The sequence below is a fragment of the Paenibacillus lacisoli genome (assembly GCF_030580655.1).
Lineage (GTDB): Bacteria > Bacillota > Bacilli > Paenibacillales > Paenibacillaceae > Paenibacillus > Paenibacillus lacisoli.
Window position 1 is genome coordinate 110,219 of sequence record NZ_JAUQTB010000003.1, and the last position, 18,516, is coordinate 128,734.

The following is an 18,516-nucleotide window of genomic DNA, read 5'->3' on the forward strand; positions in this document are numbered from 1 at the left end:
CCAGCATATTCGCTAAGGCGAATGTGCTTTTTGTTTTGTGTGCAGGAACGGCAGTGGAATTCTGCTTCTACGCCCAAAATGATTGCTTAAGCATCCAATATCTTTTTATTGTTACGTATTCTCCCCCTAAGGCTGTTGGTATATTGGGATCAAAGTACCTGGTGTAAACGCTTCATTACTTGAGGTGCTTACTCGCAGCATAGAATATGAATAGAAGGGTGATCGATACGTGAGGAAAAAGAAAAAGGTTTTACCGGTCGTTATGGCCATGGTTATGATGCTCAGTTCGTTTTCGTTCCGGGCAGGAGCAGCTTCGGCTGATACCGGAACGGACTATATTACCAATGGCGGATTTGAAACAGACTTCTGGACGGATTATACATGGGCGGTTGACACGGCAGACTGGAATCAAGTCGAAATTAATCCATTCGAATACGCAAAGGATTCGTATCTCACACCTGATGAGGGAAGTTATGCGTTCAAGTATTGGATTAAGAACACAGCGCCAGCAGAGCAGTCCATCATGGTAAAACAAAGCGTATCCAATCTTCCGGCAGGAAGCTATGAACTATCGGTTCATTCGATGGGTGGCGCTGGGTTAGAAGCAGGACAAGTTAAACTGTTTGCCGGCAGCGAAAAAAGTCAGGCAGCCGTTGCAACTACCGGTTATAACAACTGGGCTACCGTAAAGCTGAGTTTTACTCTAACACAGGACACATCTAATCTGGATCTTGGAGCTAACGTTACAGGTGCACCGAATGCATGGGGCTATCTGGACAGCTTCTCCTTGAAGCAAGTAAGCGGGGACACGGATCAGCCGGGTGACAACACGAACCAGCCGGTCAATGCCAACATCTTTGTGAAGAAGGTCGAAGGCCTTAATCCGAATTTTATCAAAGGGGCCGATATCTCAAGTATTCTTTCGCTGGAGCAGAGTGGAGTCCAATTCTATAACGAAGCTGGACAGGTGCAGGATATCTTCACAACTCTCCATGATGCGGGCGTCAACTATATCCGTGTTCGGGTATGGAACGATCCTTATAGCACAAGCGGAAATGGCTACGGCGGCGGAAATAATGATCTGGCCAAAGCCATTGAGATCGGCAAGCGGGCAACTGCGAATGGAATGAAGCTGCTGGTCGACTTCCATTATTCTGACTTCTGGGCAGATCCGGGTAAGCAGCATACGCCAAAAGCCTGGGCAGCTATGACGCTTGAGCAAAAAGAGCAGGCGGTATATGAATATACCAAAACAAGTCTGCAGCAAATGATCAGTGAAGGTATCGATATTGGCATGGTTCAGGTAGGGAATGAAACGAACCAGAATTTTATCGGTGAAAAAGATTGGGCCAATATCAGTAAATTATTTAACGCGGGAAGCAGAGCGATTCGAGAGGTGGATTCAAGCATTCTCGTAGCCCTACATTTTACCAACCCGGAATCTGCAGGACGCTATGCCGGTTACGCACAAGCTTTAAAAGATAACCATGTAGATTATGATGTGTTTGCCAGCTCCTATTATCCTTTCTGGCACGGCACGCTGGACAACTTAACATCTGTATTGAAACAGGTGGCTGTTAACTATGGCAAAAAAGTCATGGTAGCCGAAACCTCCTACACCTACACAGCGGAGGAAGGAGACGGACACGGGAATACCGCGCCGCAGAGCTCAGGACAAGTGCTCGATTATCCGATCAGTGTGCAGGGCCAGGCCAACTCTGTCCGGAATGTGATTGATGCTGTAGCCAAAGTGGGCAATGCAGGGCTCGGTGTATTCTATTGGGAGCCTGCCTGGCTGCCGGTAGGTCCTCCATCGAGTATCGAGCAAAATAAAGTTCTGTGGGATCAATACGGCTCTGGCTGGGCTGCTAGTTATGCCGGAGAATATGATCCAGAGGATGCTGGGAAATGGTACGGCGGAAGCGCCGTCGATAATCAGGCTCTGTTTGATTTCACAGGACATCCGCTGCCATCTCTGAATGTTTTCAAATATGTTAATACAGGCGCGGTAGCTCCGCTTGCGATTGATTCCATTAAGGACGTGTCCGTAACAGGCAACGCAGGAGATGTCATTTCGCTGCCGGATACGGCCACGGTCATTTTCAATGACGGAAGCACAGGCAGCGCTGCAGTAACATGGGATCAACAGGCGCTGCAGCAGGCCATTGACCGCGGTGCGGGAACTTATGTTATTACAGGAACAGTGGCAGGTGGCCAATCAGTCAAGGCTAATCTTGAGATTAGAGCCCATAACTTTGTCGTCAATCCAGGGTTCGAGAACAGTGACCGCAGTATGTGGAGAATCACTTACGGCAATTCAGATCCAAAGCAAACCGATTATCAAAACAAGGTTTCCGATGCCAAATCCGGCAGCTATTCGCTGCATTTCTATTCGGATAAGGGTGTGGACTTCAGAGTCGAGCAGACGGTTACCGGGCTGAAGCCGGGTTACTATAATCTCTCGATGTTTCTGCAGGGCGGAGATGCGCATAACGCTCAAATGAATCTGTTTGCCATCACCGATGACAACAAAGAGCTCCGCGTGGATACCGGCGTCAAAGGCTGGACCCAGTGGAGCAATCCGGAGATGAAAAGCATCCTGGTCACCAAAGGAACCTTGACGGTCGGAGCCAACATCAAAGCAGATGCCGGCGCATGGGGAACCTTGGATGACTTCAATCTCAGTCTTGCCAGTGAATATAACCCGTCCCAACCAGGCAATGGGGAAACGCCAACCCAACCGCCGGGTGGTTCAGGAAACGTGCAGTCAGGTTCATCGGTTCCTGCTCCACAAACGGAAGATATCACAAGCAGCAGTGCAGTGATTCGCCGGACGACTCTGGCGGACGGAACGAAGAAAGATCAAGTGAACTATACTGCTGATCAGGCGCAAGAGGCCATCAGCAAGGTCATTGCAGCAGGTACGGGTACCGTGCGTCTTACGATGCCTGATACGAAGGATGAAGTATCGGAGCTTGATTTTGGACTGTCCAAAGATACCATGAAGACCCTTGCCGCAGGCCAGGTAGATCTGGAGGTCTTCACGAATCATGCAAGACTGATTCTGCCGAAGCAGTCGATGGCTTCGCTGAATGGAGACTATAATTTCAAATTTACGCCAACCAAAACTGCAAAGGGAATTCAGGACGTCGAAGACCGTGCGAAAAAAGATCTTATTGTACAGACAGCAGCAGGTACAGGCGCTGTGAAGGTGGTCGGCCGACCGGTCTCCATTGAGACAGCCGTGAGCGGCCAGCCGGTTGAGCTGGTTTTGCCTTTGCCGGCCAATGACCTTCCTGCAGATGCTGCAGCTCGTGCCAAGTTCCTTTCTAATCTGGCTGTGTATATTGAGCATAGCGATGGGGAGAGAGAGCTGGTACAGCCTCAGCTGGTGCAATACACCGGTGATCAGCCTGGTCTGAAGTTCAGTGTGAAGAAGTTCAGTACATTTACCGTGCTGAATATAGACAACTGGGCAGCATATCAGCAATCGCAGGCGGTACATCAGCCGTACATTCAGGGCTATCCGGGTCAAACATTCAAACCGGCGCAGGCCGTCACACGTGCGGAACTGGCTGCCATCCTGTCACGAGTTGGTGGAATTCAGCAAGAGGAGACGTCAACAGCCAACTACAGGGATGCAGACCGCTTCGGCTGGGCTTCCAATGCCATCGGTGAGGTAACCTCGGCTGGATGGATGACAGGATACAAGAATGGCACGTTTGGGCCGCAGCAGCATGTGACCCGTGCAGAGATGGCGGCTGTAGTGGCACGCTGGATGAAGCTGACGGGTGAAGTTTCTGCGACGTTCCCGGATACCCAGGGACACTGGTCTGCCAAGAACATTGCATTAGTCCAACAGGCCGGTTATATGAAAGGTATGCCGGATGGAACCTTCAAGCCGGATCAGCCATTGAGCCGGGCCGAAGCAGTGACGCTGATTAACCGGGTGCTGAAGCGGGGACCTCTCTATGGAGTGACAGCACCAGCCTGGACAGATGCAGCAGAAGGTCACTGGGCATTCCATGATATCGAGGAAGCTTCCCGCAGTCACAGCTTTACCGCTGGAGACCAGGGCGAAGAACAGATGATCTCCAAGTAAGTTGCTATCATCCAGAATAATCGAAAAAGAGCCTGAACTCATGTTCAGGCTCTTTGGCATATAATGACTTCTCTCTTATTAAGAGGCTGCTTTCTCTGTCTTGGATTGTGCTGCTCTGCCCGGCAGGAAGAATGCAATGACCGTAACAAAAACCGTAATCACCAAGGCAGCCAGATACGCATGCTCCAGACCGGTCACATACTGGGTGTTAAACTGGGCGAGCGCCTGAGGATCGGGTGTGCCGCCGCTGGACGGAAAGGATGTGGTAACAGCGCTGGACAAAATGGTGGCCAGAACAGCTACCCCGAGCGACTGCACGACTTGGCTCGATGCACTGTACAAGGGAGTAGCACCGTTCAGACGGGCCGGCGGAACTTCGGAGAGCGCAGCGACCTGGGCGTTCTGGATGACAAAGGCTACTCCGATCCCGCGCAGAATGGTCAGGAACAGGATGTAGGTCAGGCTGGTATCCAGTGTAATCTGTGACAGCTGATAAGTATTGAAAATTAGCAGCAGAAAGCCGATGATGATCGGCACCCGCGGGCCGAACTTGTCGGCCAGCTTGCCTGCGATCGGCACCATGACGCCGGAGGCAATGGCGAGCGGGAGCAGGAAGAGACCGGCCTCGAACGCGGTTTTGCCCCGCAGAATCTGCAGATACAGCGGCAGCAGAAATTCTGCTCCGAACAAGGCGAGCGAGCCGACAACCCCAACGACACTGCCGACGGCAAAGCTGCGGTATTGGAACAGACGCAGATCCAGCAGAGGATGCTTGCTGCGCAGCTGGGTGAATACCAGCAGGGCGAGCACTAGTCCACCTGCAATAAGTCCATAGATGACACGAGGACTGCTCCAGCCGACACCGCTCTCGCCGGCGCTGGAGGCCGCGAAGAGGATAAGTCCGAAGGAGAGCGGGGCGAGCAGGATGCCGAGCCAGTTCACGGGCAGCTTCGTGCCGCTCTCCTTGCGGAGCAGACGGTTGCCCATCGTAATGCCGATGATGCCAATCGGCACGTTAATCCAGAAAATCCAGGACAGCATGTCATGATCCACGAACCAGCCGCCGAGAATCGGGCCTGACGCCGGTGCAAAGACGAGCACGATACCGAAGACGCCAAAGGCAATGCCCCGCTGCTCAACGGGAAAGGCTCGGAACAGCATGGCGGTTCCGAGCGGAAGTGCCATGCCGCCGCCAATCCCCTGGATGGCCCGGGCTGCAATCAGCAGCGGCAGCGAGGGGGCCAGCGCACAGAGTGCGGAGCCAGTAATGAACAGTGTGAGACCAGTGAGAAAGATGCGTTTGGATCCGTAACGGGTGCCAAGAAAACCTGACAGCGGTGTGGCTACTCCCAGCGCCATAGTGTAGAGGCTTATGACCCACTGCACTTCGGTAGTAGAGGCTGTGAAATCCAGCTGCAGCGCACGAAGTGCCACGTTCACAATGGTCGAGTCCAGAATAACCATAAACAATCCGATAACGACAGACGCCAGCACTTTCCATTTGTAGCTGTCATCCTCATGAGTCCGAGAAGCTGTCTGTTCAGACATAAGCGGTCTTCCTTTCTATAAGCAGAATATAAAGCGGCCATTCACTAAGCATGTTATCACTAGATAACAAGAGGCTATAAAGAAAGCGGCTGTGCCGCAGTTCTTCTGATTTGCTAGTTTTTGTTCGGTTGGGCGGATATGCCGTACAGAAGCAGGTCAACGACTGTATCAGGCCAGTCTTCACGGGGCGCCTTGCCGGGCTGCTGCTTCAGATAATTAAGAAACATCATAGCCGCTGTTTCAGGATTTAGGCGCTCCTCCATGGTGTGGAGCTCCCCACTCCGGAAACCCTGACCGAAGACATCGGCTACGGGCTGCAGAAATTGGCGCCAGAAGGCGGTACGTACCCGCTGCCGTGATTCGGGCTCGATCTCATGCTCCAGGTCATGGAACATCCAGCTGAGATCATGGGGGGTATCTGACAGATACCGTGCTAGCAGACGCAGGGTGGCGACGGTCTGCCTCTGACCCTGCTCAATCTGCTGAAGCAGCGCCTGGTTAACCGTCTCCAGTTCATGCAGAAGCACATCGATATACAAAGCTTCTTTATCGCGAAAATGCCGGTACAGAGCGGGCTGGGTCAAGCCGCAGGCCAATGCGATCTGTCTGGTGGAAACGGCCCGGAAGCCGTAGGTCATGAATAAATCCCGACCTACCTGCATAATGAGCAGCCGTGTCTCGGCACCGTCCTCTGGACGGGTCCGCTGTTTGTTCGTTTTCTTCAAAGTATGGATCATCTCCCTGTCGGAGAAGCCGGCTGCTTCGGTGTATGTTATCGTTCGATAACAACATAATGCTCCAGCGAAGGGCGCACTGTCAAGTTGGTGCACAATTTTTGAGTTTTTTTATACCGTTCTTCACTTATTGATAAAAAAGGAGACTGTCCTGTAGGAACAATTTGTTATGATGGTTGTAATTATTAGCAGTACAGCAAGCCGAAATATTCGAAAGGAACTGTATGCATACCGAAGAATCCATCCAGCGGGCCATTGAACATATTGAACAGCATTTGAATGATCCTCCGTTCCTGTCTCTAGAAGAGATCAGCGGGGCTGCGGCCATGTCCGTGCCCAATTTATATCGTCAGTTCTATGCCCTGACCGGTCACCCCGTTAAGGAGTACATTCGCAAACGCAGAACCAGCGAGGCGGCCAGTTTGCTGCGACAGACGAGCCTTTCCTCCAAGGAGATCGGCTACCGCAGCGGATTTGATACGTATCAGACCTTCACGAAGACGTTCAAAAAGTATACGGGTTTGACGCCCGGCATGTACCGCAAAGCAGAAATCATCTACAGCTTCGAGTGTATCCGCCTGCAGGAGCGTTATGATTATCTGGAGAACCGGCATGTTACGGAACGTTTTCCTGATGTCAAAGTCATTCATTTGCCTGTCCAGCATGGAGTGGGGTATTTCCATATTTCCGAGTGTGAAGAAGGGATCGAGGCGGAGGCTTATCAACGATTCCAGACAATTCTGATGGAACACCATATCCAAGTGAATACCTGTAGAATATTCGGCTGGAACGTGGATCTTGATGATTCCCCTCTGCCTCACGGCTATCAGCTGGTGGCAGTGGAGCAAAACAAGCCTGCGCTTGGCCAGGAGCTTGCCGGGCTGTCGCCTGTTCAGATTCCTGGAGGTACTTATGCTGTAACTTGGGTTCGATCCGGTGCGAGCGAAGAGATTGTAGAGGCATGGAACAGGCTTTTATCGGAGTGGCTTCCGCTCAGCGTTTTTGAATGGGGGGATCATGGACTGCTTGAGGAATTCCAGGTATTCAACAGCCAGGTCTCCAGAATGAAGCTGTATCTCCCCGTTCAGCGTTCGCAGGACAAGGAGACACTGGAAGTCAGGCAGCGTGAGCAGCTGCGTGTGATGGTATTCCGGGCAGAGGAAAACGAGGGTTTCCTGCAGGCAGATCAGGAGGCTGTTCAGTGGTTATCAGAACAAGGCTGGAGGGGAGATTCCTGCCTGCAGGTGCTGATTAGCAGCACACAGGAGTGGAGCACGGCTTATATCGAGCAGCAGGTGACTGTGGAATGCTGCATACCCGTAAGGTTATGTAATCAGGAACAGGAGGCAGGAGAATGAGCGAGGTGCCTAAGAGCAGTGTTTTTCCGGAAGGTTACCGCCCGGTTGTTATACCTAGAGCGTTAAAAATAATAATGGGAGGCCAAAAAATGAGCGAACAGCAGCAGCCTGTGCAGCATGACCGCAGGAAGACAAGTCCTGTGAAAAACAAGGTAGGGGGTGTATTTGTTCCGGTGACAGATATTCAGAGATCCCGCAGCTGGTATTGTCAGGTGCTGGGGTTGAATGAAACGGACTGCGAAATTATGAACGGTCATCTGTGTCCGCTGCCGATGGAGGGAACCGGGCTTATTCTTGACACGATGCCCAAGTGGGGAGGAGACCGGCCGGAGGGGGCTCCGCCTACAGAGACGCCAGCCTTCATGCTTCTGACCGAGGATATCGAAGCCTCGCTCGCGTATTTGAGAGCGATCGGAGCCGATGTTGTCACAGAAATTGAACATGATCATTGGTTTGTAGTAAAGGACCCTGACGGGAACAAGCTGATGATCTGCCGCGGGTAATAGCTGTTTATGAATGCAGCATCTCTCTCGTTGCAGCATCCATAATGTAGGTCTTAGAGTTACACACATAAAGGAGCCGTTCACATGCAGAAACAATTAGAGCAGGCTGTAGAGCTGAGGAAAAAAGGAGATCTTGCGGCCTCGAATCAGCTGCTGCTGGAGCTGGTGCAAACATACCCGGAAGATGCTCAGATCCAATATCAATGTGCCTGGAGCTTTGACGTAATGGGCGAGGAGAGGGCAGCAGTTCCCTATTACGAACGTGCAATCCGTCTGGGATTAACGGGAGAGGATCTGGAAGGGGCATTATTAGGACTGGGCAGCACCTACCGGACACTGGCTCAATACGAGAAATCCGCAGAGGTTTTCCGCAAAGGCATGGAACAGTTCCCCGGGCATCAGGCACTCCAGGTCTTCTATGCCATGACCCTCTACAATCTCCAGCGGCATGAGGAGGCGATGCAAATTTTGTTAACGTGTCTTGCAGAAACTTCGCAGGAGCAGAGCATTCAAGATTACGCGAAGGCTATTCGGTTTTATGCTGACAAGCTGGATCAGGTGTGGGAGTAGTCTTTAAATTATAAAAAGCCGAAGAAGAGCAGATAACCGCTCTTCTTCGGCTTTTTGCAGTACTCACTTATTTTTGCCGGGGCGAACCTTTAACAGCTTGCCCTTGACGGTTGTATTCTTCATCATCTCCAAGACCCGCGGTCCTTTGCCGTTCAGAATCTCAACATCAGTCACGTTATCCAGAATCGTAATAATGCCGATGTCATCGGCAGTGATTCCGTCCAGTTTGGCAATCGTCCCTACGAAATCTACCGCACGCAGCTTTTTCTTCTTGCCGCCGTTGAAGTTCAGCTTCATAATCTGCTGGTTTAGCTGCTCCCGCTTATCCTTTTTCAGAACCGGGCCGATCTTGAGTTTCTGTTCGAAGGCTTCCCGGTGACGGTCGACTTCATCTTCGGTTGGCGGCTCCTCCCGCGGAATGGAAAATCCAATATAGGTCTCAATCTCCGCTAATCGCTGCTGGTCTCGTGGAGTGATAAGGGTGATGGCTCGGCCGCTTTTGCCTGCACGTCCGGTACGTCCGGTGCGGTGCACATAGCTCTCCTTCTCCAGCGGAATATCATAATTAATGACATGGGTAATATTCGTGATATCAATCCCGCGGGCGGCCACATCCGTGGCAATCAGATAGCGGAACTGCCCTCTCCGGAAAGCATTCATCACCTCAAAGCGCTCGTCCTGCTCCATGCCCCCATGAATCCGGTCACACGGATAACCCAGATCCTTCAGCTGCCGGAACAGCTGATCGACATGCTCCTGGGTACGGCAGAACATAATACAGCTGTCCGGATTCTCAACCACCAGCAGCTTCTGCAGCAGTCCCAGCTTGTCCTTCTCTGCGGTCTGAATCAGGGCGTGCTCAATGGTGGCAGTCGTTAAGCCGCTGGCCTGGATTTCAATTTCAACAGGATGATCCATGTATTTGCGGGACAGCTCGGCGACATTGTCTGGGAAGGTTGCTGAGAACAGCATCGTAACCCGGTCCGCGGGCAGTGCCTGAATAATGGACTCTACCTGCTCGATAAAGCCCATATTCAGCATCTCGTCCGCCTCGTCAATGACGAGATAGGCAATCCGGTTCAGCGGCAGGGTACCTCGATCTATGTGATCTAACACCCTACCCGGTGTACCAACCACCATATGGGTCCTCTGCTTCAACTCCGCTTTTTGCATATGAAAGGGATGTCTTCCGTACAGGGGTGTGGATTTAATCCGCTTGAACCGCCCGATATTCATAATGTCCTCGTTAACCTGAAGGGCCAATTCACGCGTGGGTGTCAGAATGAGGGCCTGCGGCTTATTTTCATTCCAATCGACCTGCTCGCACAGCGGAATGCCGTAGGCGGCGGTTTTGCCGCTTCCCGTCTGTGATTTGACGACAAGGTCTTTATTCTTCAGGGCAACCGGAATCACTTTGGACTGAACTTCAGTAGGTGTCTCGTACCCCAGGCCTTTCAGTGCTCTCAGGATTTCTTCTCCCAGAGGGTAATCTGTAAAATGCTCTGCACTCATGTAAAACCTCTTCTGCGTTAGATTTAGTTACCTATACATATTGATTGGCGGGACGTCCATTGTATATGCATTTTATTATACTCCAGTTCGGTGGTGAATCTTCTGCTTTTTCGTGTAAGTGCTGTTTCTGCCCCCTTTGCGAGTCTTGAGGGATACCAGCGCATAGCCGACGAAGAAGATCGTGCAGGCGATGTAGACAGCTATAATAGAAGGAAGCAGGAGGAGCACCACTGCAGCCAACCCCAGTACAGCCAAATGATAACCGAGCAGACGATACGTACCTCGGGCCGCGTTCTTCTTCAGCGGATGGAAGATCACCAGTACAGAGACGACATACAGGCCCAAACCCGCCAGCGCCAGCCAGGCAAAGCCGGGAAGCTCGAGTTCGCGATTGAAGGCGTAACGAACCACATTCGATGTAATACCCAGCGACATAAATGTAAATAAGTGACCATAGATAATCGATTGTCCGGAGCTGGTGCGCTCTTCCTGTGCCGCTGCCTCGGATGATTCAAAGTAATGCCACCAGATGGCTACAGCAATCAGGAATCCCAGCAGTAGGACAATTCCTGACTCCACGGTAATGGAGTGATCACGGATGGTATCTACCATCACAAGAATAAGTTCACCCAGCAATATAATGGTAGCCAGACCGTAACGTTCCATCAGGTGGTGGTGATGAACCGGTAATTTCCGCAGCTGGTGCCTTCCGATCAGTGGAAGCAGAATATCGAGGAAGATGCCGAGATATAGAACGTAGAATTTGGCCATGCCCGGAAACAGAACGGAGCTGAAGCTGATGAAAGACCCGATCAGGAAACTAATACAGAGATATCGGGCAACTTGACGGGATACGCCATCCCGCACCCGCCATATTCTTGCATACATGAACACGGTGGATAAGCGAATACCGACATAACCGAGCATGAAGAAGAGGTAGTGTGCTTCAAAATCAATGTTAATATGAGCTGCCATGAGAATGACGAATACCATTTGTACAAAATAGACGATACGTTCTGTCGTGTTATCCTGCCCGAAGCGATTAACATATACAGTAAACCCGGTCCAGGCCCACCATAACGGAATGAAAATCAGCGGGTATTTGATAATGGCATCCCATGAAATGTGGCCTCCGTGAGCCTCGGCAAGAATATGGGTTGCCATCGAGACAGCGGCGACATAGATCAAATCGTAGAACAGCTCCAGCCAGGTTACTTTTTTTGGATGAATAGGCTTACAACTCCCTTCAGTAATATCTGCAATGGGTGAGATTTTCTTCGGGGATAGCCTAAATTCCTTTATTTATGGGTATCAATTCAAAGTGCTTCGGAAGAAGGGCCTGATCAAGTACGATATCCGGTGGCTGAACGAGCTGATGGAGCAAGTGAGATCCATGGAGAATCAATTACCAATGAACGCTTCTTGGTAGATGTCGTGAACCATGTCCAGTACTGCACGGCGTTGCTCTGTGAATTTCAGCGAGGCCGCCTTTCCCTTGATCAGGAATGAGCCGCTGGGTACACTGCGTGTACTGCTGAATGCAGCGTCATACAGCAGAGAAGCTCCTCGGCCGGGATGAGGGAAGAACAGTTTCATAATCATCTTCATATAGATGGGAAGCCCGGAATCTTTATCTTTCCTGAGGGTGTTATTGCCTCCGGGATCAACACTGAGCAGGCGGAATCCTTCATGGGCAAGCTGGCCGGCAAGCTCCTCTGTCCATAGGGAGAGGGCAAGCTTAGTGGTAGCGTAGGGGCCGAACAGTCTTTTAAATTGAGGGGGGTGGGCCAAATGAGCAGGATCAAAATGCCTGACAGTCTTGATGATGCTGGATGACGTGTTGACCACGGTTCGCATGGAACCCTTCCCTAGCAGTTCTTTGAGCTCCATCAAAATGATATAAGGCGCCACTATCTGCACGTCAAAATGCTTTTCCCGGCCCTGCTTGGTCAGAATCAGCTCCGGAAAGCTGCCGCCTGCGTTATTGAACAGCACGTCAATTTTATTTTCCGAGGCCTTGATCTGCTGCAATGCTGCCTTCAGGCTGTCAAAGTCACTGAGATCGGCCTGATAAACGCGCAGGCTCCCCTGCTCAAGACTTCGGTTGATCTGCTCATTGTCGTTGTTATACAAGGAGCGGTTCAGGGCGATAATGTTCCAGCCCTCCTGCAGCAGACACCGCGTCAGTTCCAGTCCGATGCCTTTATTGGCTCCAGTAATCAGGGCTGTTTTATTGTGTTTAAATGTAGACATATCGTATCCCCTTTGCTTGATTTCATGATCATAGTCACAGTCTATAAGTTGGAGTTGACTCCAAGTCAAGAATGTTTTTATATAGAGCTAAAAGGGGGAGAGAAACATGGCTCAATCCAGTTTGTTATCCATTAAGGAAGCCGCAGAACAATCCGGTCTGACGGAGGACACCATCCGTTATTATGAGAAAATTGGGCTTCTACCGCGGGCAGCGCGCAAGTCTAACGGCCATCGTACCTACACGGATGATAATATTGAGGTTATGAAGCTGATTGTCTGTATGCGCAAAACAGGGATGCCTCTGGAAGATATGAAGCCTTATTTGCGCTTGACGATTATGGATGACATCAAGAAGTTCCCGGACCTGCTGGAGAATATTCTGGCCTATCGGCAAAGTATCCTGGAGCAAATGGCGTCTCTTCAGCTGATCGTTGATTTTATTGATGTCCATTTGGAGAGCGAAGGCTCCCGGCAGGAGGACTGCGGGAATAACACCGGTCTTCCTGAAATCCGAAGAAAGCGCAAAAAGACGGCCTTCTCCGTAAAATAATGAAGAAAGCCGCCTGTCTTTCGATTTGCCTGAAGTGATCTAGAAATTAAGCCGGCCAAACGTAGCGTCGGCTTTGGTGGTGGCTCTGCTGGCGGCATTGACAGCGTCCAACTGGAGCACATAGTCATAGTGCCGGACATAATAGCCAGGCTGGCTGTAGGATTGCAGTGACACTTTGGTACTGTCGGCCAAGCCCGGATTGGACAGGAAGGTAGCATCTGCCTTGTAGGTCTCCGTATTCGAGAAGGCTTAGAGTATGATTTTATTGCTGCTATTCCGCTTCAGGAAATATCCTGGCCAGTTGATGGCCTCCAGCGAAATTCCTGACGAGGAAGCCAAGCCGGGAACGACCCGAAACTGGGCATCCAGGGCAGGAGTGACATTAGCGTCAATACGTGCCGTGAAGTTGGAGTGGCGGACATAATAAGTCGGGTAGTTATAGGATGTGAACTGGCTGTAGCCCACGGCCTCAGGCGCGGAAGGGCCCAGCATTTTGACTTCGTGAAGGGTCGGAGTATACCAGTTATTCGGATTATTCCACAGTACGGCATTGACCAGATTAATCCGGACATACCTGGCAGTAAAATGTACAGCATCCGTGGTGAAGCCATAAGTGGTATTGCCTGTCCGGTCTATTGTCGAGTAATTCACGCCGTCGTTGCTAATCTCGATTTTGTATTTGTAATAGGCTTCGGAGCCTTTGTACATGAACCAGGACGTATCAATCTCGGTGATAGTCTTCGGTGAGCCGAAGTCCACCTGCCACCAGGAAGGCCAGGAACTCGAGGAGGCTGCCCATGAGGTCTGGTAATTACCGTCATTGGCACTGGCTGCAGGAGAACCGGACGCTGCGGAGCTGGCTGAAGCTGTCTTGCCTGAGGCATGGTTGATTAGTGAGGGCAGGTTAATGCTGCCGGTAACGGCATCGATGCTCCACTGGCTGTACCACTCCAAGGTGGCTGTGCCGCTGCTGTCATTTAGCGTGAGCGGCAGCCAGATATGTTTGTGATCGCTCAGATTCAGAGGGTTCCAGCGGTCTCCCATATAAATATAGGAGGTCGTATTGCTGCCTGTGATGGTCGCAATATCATGGATTTGCGAGCCGAAAGCCGAAGGATTGCCGAATGGGGATAATGCTGACCATGTCCCTGTCATGGAAGCCGCTGTAGCATAGGCGCCCTGATTCGGGTACCATCCGGATGCCTGGGAGGTGAAGAGATAGTAGCGGCTGCCTTTCTTGACGACGGCCGGCGCTTCCCGGTATCCGTTCTCGAACTGCCAGCTTACAAACGAATCAATTCCGGTATAGCTTGCATTCATCTTGAAGATGGCCATTGTATCATTGGCACCGCCATTTTTGCGGGATGCGGAGATCAGGTAGCCGGTACCGTCGCTGTCTACAAATACCGTCATGTCTCTCGATTCATAATTCAGCGGGCGGAAGCTACCCTGATAGGTGAAGTTACCGTTCGGTGTACTGCTTGTAGCCACGGCGACACGGGCCAGGCTGTAATCACTTCCGTTCTCGTAATGGGCCCACAGCACGTATTGTCCGGTGGAGGCATTATAGATGACTTTGGGACGTTCAATTTTGCTGGAATTCAGTTCTGCTGCAGAGTTCTTGGTCAGAATCGAATTACTGAATGTCCAGTTCTTGAGATCGGTGGAAGTATATACATTCACCCGGTCAAATGTGCCGTTCACGGCATGCTCGCCATACCAGTAATACGTACCGCCTACTTTGAGAATATTGCCGCTGTTCGCCTGAATGGGATTTCCGGCTGTGTCGAGCCAGTCTGTGCCGTTCGTTATACTCGCACTTGCCGCATGAGACTTACCGGGCGGGAATCCAAACATCGTCACAACTAACGTAAATACCAAAACCCATAACCAGCTTTTGCTCCTCATTCCTTAACACCTCCCAATAGATTAGAAAGCACAGACCACCCAGGAGTATTTACAATTGTAATGGTAAGCGATTTCAAAATAATTGTATCGAATGCTCCTTCAGGATCAAGTGAACATTCTGCATATCAGTGAACAGAACGGATTTAATCTGTCATTCGAGCGGATGAGCGATGTAATTGTTGGGAATTCGGTTGATTTTATAGAAAAGAAGCCGTTAATGTTAACGGCTTCTTTTCCTAAGATGAAGACGGGGCAGCCAATTGCGATTACTTGGGATTCACCTTGACCTGCGAGCCTTTACCGCTGGACTGGATCCCCGTCTCCCGCAGGCCGACTTCCTTCAGATCGGCCAGCAGCCGCTCGATGACGGTTTTCGCTGCTGCAGCTTCCTTAGCTCCGCTGGCCCGGACCACCAGCTGAACAGGCTTGCCTGAACGAAGATGCTTGTCCGCCTGCCGCAGCTTCGTCTCATAATCATGTTCTTCTATATGTGCGGTGAAGCGCAGCTCTTTGACCTTCTCCTTGGAATTGCCTTTGCCTTGTTTGCCTGTTGGCTGGCTGCTGCTCTTAGGGCTGGTCTTCTTCTGTTCCTGTGCAAGCGCCTTGCCTTTACCCTTGGGCAGCAGGCTGCAGGGCGGCGGACTGCTCATCAGAGAGGTACAGACGAGGTCTGCTCCTTGGGAGCGGGCCAGGGTCAATGCTTCTTCACGGGATACGACCCCCAGCTTTTCGCCCCGCATTCCGGTCAGTTCGACTTCGGAAGCCCGGATTTGTTCGTTAATGAATGCAGCCATAATGCATGTTCCTCCCTTGATAAACAACGATAGTGATATCATACCGATTACGATCACCCGGAGCAATTGCTGACCAGTCGAGAGTGATGCCAAAAAGGGCAGCTCCCCGTGAGGAGCTGCCCTTAAATAACGTCATTTCATACTAAGGCAGCATACTTACATATTTAGCATAAACAAATGCGGTGCGGCCATTATACGTGATCTGGATCCAGCCGTACTTGGCGGTGCCCGTCACGGTTAACACCGTTCCCTGCGGAACAGCGGTAATTACCTTGGCTTTGGATGAAGCCCCTGCGCGGATATTCAAAAAGGCCGCCGTTACTTTGGCTTGGGCAGAAGTCGTGTCTTTTACCGTTCCTGGCCGGGCTGGTGCCGGCTGAGTTGAAGGCTTGCCCGGTTTGGGAGCAGGAGCCGGTGTTGGTGCTGGCTTCACCGGTGCCGGTGTTTCCGGTTTGGGATCAGGCTTAGGCTGTGTTCCTGCCTTCCTGGCCTGATTCAGCTTCTGATAAAACTCACCCTTGGTTGTCACTCCGGCAAGTGAGGCAGGGCTAACCTTCGCTTTAGCCGACAGCTCGGTCATTTCTTCCGGTGTGACCTTATCCAGCACATTAATGGAGGCAATGTTTGTGTATTTACCGTCATCTGTTGCAGGTACGCTCAGAATGTCGTCATTAATCAGTTCCACCACATCCTTACGTGCTGCGGCGTTAACATCAACACCGGTAACCTTCCAGTTATGCTGGATGACAGGCTCATAGCTGCCATTCTTGACGTCTTTCAGATAGGAAATCGCCAGGTTGCGGATCGTACCTTTGTCTTCACCAAATGCGGTGGCATCCTTTGAAGACCAGACCTGCTTGAACGTTCTGCCTTCCAGGGCACCGCCCTTGGCAATGAGAGCTTCCATGCGGTATGCATTCATACCCAGCTTGAGGGTATCACTCATCGTAACAGGTTGGCCGTTCTTGTATTTCAGATTGGTAATCCGGCTGCCGTAAGGCTTGGATAGATCAATTTCATAGGTGACGCCGCCAAAGAAATCGTCGGTGCTGTATTTGGATGCCCGGCGCTTGGGATCAAAGCTGACCGTGACGTCACCAGGACGGGTCGAGTTGAAATAACCGGCTGACCACTCCATATAATCCTTCAGATCGCGCCCGGTCACCTCATAAACGGTCACTTCGCCCAGCGCATACTGATAGTTGAAGGCGATGTCCTTTTTCTTGATCGGACCAACATCCAGTCTGGCCTTGTCATTATCAATTTGATGTGCAACCACATCAGCCTTGCTGTAGTGGAGCATAACTTCACTGAAGAAGTCGGACAATGGCGTTTCCTGAATCTGCACGGCTGGAATCCCTTTGATTTCATTGGCAGGAACCAGATTGGTGCCTTTCAGCTGGGCAACCACGATGTTGGCGTCCGCCCTTGCGAATTCATGGAACGGCTGCAGGGTGGTTTCGAGGCCCGGATCGGATACCTGGTAGGAGCCATCCTGATTTTTGACCGCAAGAGCCATCGCTTCCTTGCTCTTCAAAACAATCTGGTCTCCCTGTCTGGCAAAGGTCAGATCAATTCGGGAAATATGGGAGCCATACTTGTTCGGTTCCGAGATCAGGACACCATTCACCGTCTTGGATTCAACCAGTGTATGCATATGACCGGCGAAGATAGCTGCCAGTTCCGGGTTGGCATTGGCAATGTCGGTGACCCCCGTACCTGATTTGCCGTTCTCGTTATCCAGACCCATATGCATGAGTCCTACCATAACGTCGACCTTTCCTTTCAGCTCAGCGACAGCCTTTTTCGTTTCTTCGATCGGATCTTTAACGATGACACCATCCAGGTGATCGGTGCCTTTCTCGAACTCGGTAATCATGGGGGTATTCATGCCGATCACGCCTACCTTAATCCCATCTCTCTCAATAATGGTATAGGCGGGCTTATACCGGTCGCCGTTCTCTTTGAACACGTTGCCTACAAGCGCCCGGCCCTTGAATTGGGAGGAGATCTTCTCCAGAACATCCAGTCCAAAGTTAAACTCGTGGTTGCCCATCACCCAGGCGTCATAATTCATTTCGTTCATGGCCACCATCATCGGGGATTGAGGCTGGTCATTGAACAATTCAGCGGAATTATCCTGGATCATATCACCTGCATCGAGCAGGATGGTGTTCGGATTTTCCGCACGTACTTTTTTGACAATCGTATACAGCTGTGTCAGGCTTCCGGCGGGATTGGGGCCGTCCAGCGCGTAGTCCCAGGGCATGAACCGGCCGTGAATATCAGAGGTTCCGAGCAGCGTGATTGTGGTGTCAGAGGAAGCCTTCTCAGCATGAACTGACGAATGGGTAAACGGATTCAGGAAAACGGCAGCACTCACTACGAGGGACAGCGATATGCAGGCGAAACGTTTGGCGGCTGATTTATGCATCAGGGTATCTCTCCTAATTGGGTAATATGTATCGGATCTAGTACGGGTATCATTCTAGAGAAATGTTAACGGAATGTAAACATCAATAACAAAAATAGGACTATTTATTTGTAAAAATAGACATAAAGACGAATGATAAATGCATATATAACGATAAATGTTAGTATTTACTATTAGGGATCATCCTGATTTTGGAGTTCCCAGGCGGAATGAAAAACATTGACATTTACGCTTCACATTGCTAAAGTTA

Annotated in this window: 12 protein-coding genes and 2 pseudogenes; 5 read left to right on the top strand and 9 right to left on the bottom strand. The window is 51.0% G+C overall.

Annotation, left to right across the window (positions count from 1 at the left end; genetic code table 11):
• Positions 1-229 precede the first annotated feature (229 nt).
• Positions 230-4,102, top strand: coding sequence for a glycosyl hydrolase 53 family protein (locus Q5741_RS07485; protein WP_407074330.1), 3,873 nt, complete (start codon positions 230-232; stop codon positions 4,100-4,102).
• Positions 4,103-4,180: 78 nt separating this feature from the next.
• Here Q5741_RS07485 and Q5741_RS07490 read toward each other — a convergent pair whose 3' ends face one another.
• Together Q5741_RS07490 and Q5741_RS07495 are read right to left on the bottom strand one after the other, a co-directional pair.
• The gene (locus Q5741_RS07490; protein WP_305023458.1) at positions 4,181-5,650 is read right to left on the bottom strand and encodes an MDR family MFS transporter; all 1,470 of its coding nucleotides are present in this window, start codon (positions 5,648-5,650) and stop codon (positions 4,181-4,183) included.
• A 113-nt stretch (positions 5,651-5,763) separates the two neighbouring features.
• On the bottom strand, positions 5,764-6,387 hold the full coding sequence (locus Q5741_RS07495; protein WP_305023459.1) for a TetR/AcrR family transcriptional regulator: 624 nt from the start codon (positions 6,385-6,387) through the stop codon (positions 5,764-5,766).
• 221 nt (positions 6,388-6,608) lie between these two features.
• Between Q5741_RS07495 and Q5741_RS07500 the strand changes: the two genes are divergently transcribed.
• The 3 genes from Q5741_RS07500 to Q5741_RS07510 all read left to right on the top strand — a co-directional run bounded on the left by Q5741_RS07500 (position 6,609) and on the right by Q5741_RS07510 (position 8,815).
• Positions 6,609-7,742, top strand: a complete 1,134-nt coding sequence (locus tag Q5741_RS07500) for an AraC family transcriptional regulator (protein WP_305023460.1) — start codon at positions 6,609-6,611, stop codon at positions 7,740-7,742.
• Positions 7,743-7,831: 89 nt separating this feature from the next.
• On the top strand, positions 7,832-8,245 hold the full coding sequence (locus Q5741_RS07505; protein WP_305023461.1) for a VOC family protein: 414 nt from the start codon (positions 7,832-7,834) through the stop codon (positions 8,243-8,245).
• An 84-nt stretch (positions 8,246-8,329) separates the two neighbouring features.
• Positions 8,330-8,815, top strand: a complete 486-nt coding sequence (locus Q5741_RS07510) for a tetratricopeptide repeat protein (RefSeq protein ID WP_305023462.1) — start codon at positions 8,330-8,332, stop codon at positions 8,813-8,815.
• A gap of 63 nt (positions 8,816-8,878) precedes the next feature.
• On the opposite strand, the gene Q5741_RS07515 is transcribed toward Q5741_RS07510, so the two are convergent.
• The 3 genes from Q5741_RS07515 to Q5741_RS07525 form a co-directional block, all read right to left on the bottom strand.
• Positions 8,879-10,327 carry a DEAD/DEAH box helicase gene (locus Q5741_RS07515; protein ID WP_305023463.1) on the bottom strand — a complete coding sequence of 483 codons (1,449 nt, stop codon included), beginning with the start codon at positions 10,325-10,327 and terminating at the stop codon, positions 8,879-8,881.
• A gap of 75 nt (positions 10,328-10,402) precedes the next feature.
• On the bottom strand, positions 10,403-11,629 hold the full coding sequence (locus tag Q5741_RS07520; RefSeq protein WP_345784155.1) for a low temperature requirement protein A: 1,227 nt from the start codon (positions 11,627-11,629) through the stop codon (positions 10,403-10,405).
• 99 nt (positions 11,630-11,728) lie between these two features.
• On the bottom strand, positions 11,729-12,580 hold the full coding sequence (locus Q5741_RS07525) for an SDR family NAD(P)-dependent oxidoreductase (protein ID WP_305023464.1): 852 nt from the start codon (positions 12,578-12,580) through the stop codon (positions 11,729-11,731).
• A 106-nt stretch (positions 12,581-12,686) separates the two neighbouring features.
• On the opposite strand from Q5741_RS07525, the gene Q5741_RS07530 reads away from it, so the two are divergent.
• Positions 12,687-13,130: a MerR family transcriptional regulator gene (locus Q5741_RS07530; RefSeq protein ID WP_305023465.1), complete on the top strand. Its 444-nt coding sequence runs from the start codon at positions 12,687-12,689 to the stop codon at positions 13,128-13,130.
• Between the two features lie 39 nt (positions 13,131-13,169).
• On the opposite strand, the pseudogene Q5741_RS07535 reads toward Q5741_RS07530, so the two are convergent.
• The 4 genes and pseudogenes from Q5741_RS07535 to Q5741_RS07550 all read right to left on the bottom strand — a co-directional run bounded on the left by Q5741_RS07535 (position 13,170) and on the right by Q5741_RS07550 (position 18,266).
• Positions 13,170-13,622: pseudogene (locus Q5741_RS07535) on the bottom strand (AbfB domain-containing protein).
• Positions 13,614-14,987 (bottom strand): annotated as a pseudogene (locus Q5741_RS07540) (discoidin domain-containing protein); the annotation flags it as partial. The pseudogenes Q5741_RS07535 and Q5741_RS07540, both read right to left, overlap by 9 nt.
• A 317-nt stretch (positions 14,988-15,304) precedes the next feature.
• Entirely contained in the window at positions 15,305-15,832 is a 528-nt protein-coding gene (infC, locus tag Q5741_RS07545; protein ID WP_305023466.1) for a translation initiation factor IF-3, read from the bottom strand.
• Between the two features lie 142 nt (positions 15,833-15,974).
• Complete coding sequence (locus Q5741_RS07550; RefSeq protein WP_305023467.1) at positions 15,975-18,266, bottom strand: 5'-nucleotidase C-terminal domain-containing protein; 2,292 nt, start codon at positions 18,264-18,266, stop codon at positions 15,975-15,977.
• Positions 18,267-18,516 lie beyond the last annotated feature (250 nt).

Coding starts and splice junctions, on each gene's coding strand:
- Q5741_RS07490 (WP_305023458.1), bottom strand. CDS start 5,650: ATGTCTGAACAGACAGCTTCTCGGACTCATGAGGATGACAGCTACAAA.
- Q5741_RS07495 (WP_305023459.1), bottom strand. CDS start 6,387: ATGATCCATACTTTGAAGAAAACGAACAAACAGCGGACCCGTCCAGAG.
- Q5741_RS07500 (WP_305023460.1), top strand. CDS start 6,609: ATGCATACCGAAGAATCCATCCAGCGGGCCATTGAACATATTGAACAG.
- Q5741_RS07505 (WP_305023461.1), top strand. CDS start 7,832: ATGAGCGAACAGCAGCAGCCTGTGCAGCATGACCGCAGGAAGACAAGT.
- Q5741_RS07510 (WP_305023462.1), top strand. CDS start 8,330: ATGCAGAAACAATTAGAGCAGGCTGTAGAGCTGAGGAAAAAAGGAGAT.
- Q5741_RS07515 (WP_305023463.1), bottom strand. CDS start 10,327: ATGAGTGCAGAGCATTTTACAGATTACCCTCTGGGAGAAGAAATCCTG.
- Q5741_RS07525 (WP_305023464.1), bottom strand. CDS start 12,580: ATGTCTACATTTAAACACAATAAAACAGCCCTGATTACTGGAGCCAAT.
- Q5741_RS07530 (WP_305023465.1), top strand. CDS start 12,687: ATGGCTCAATCCAGTTTGTTATCCATTAAGGAAGCCGCAGAACAATCC.
- infC (WP_305023466.1), bottom strand. CDS start 15,832: ATGGCTGCATTCATTAACGAACAAATCCGGGCTTCCGAAGTCGAACTG.
- Q5741_RS07550 (WP_305023467.1), bottom strand. CDS start 18,266: ATGCATAAATCAGCCGCCAAACGTTTCGCCTGCATATCGCTGTCCCTC.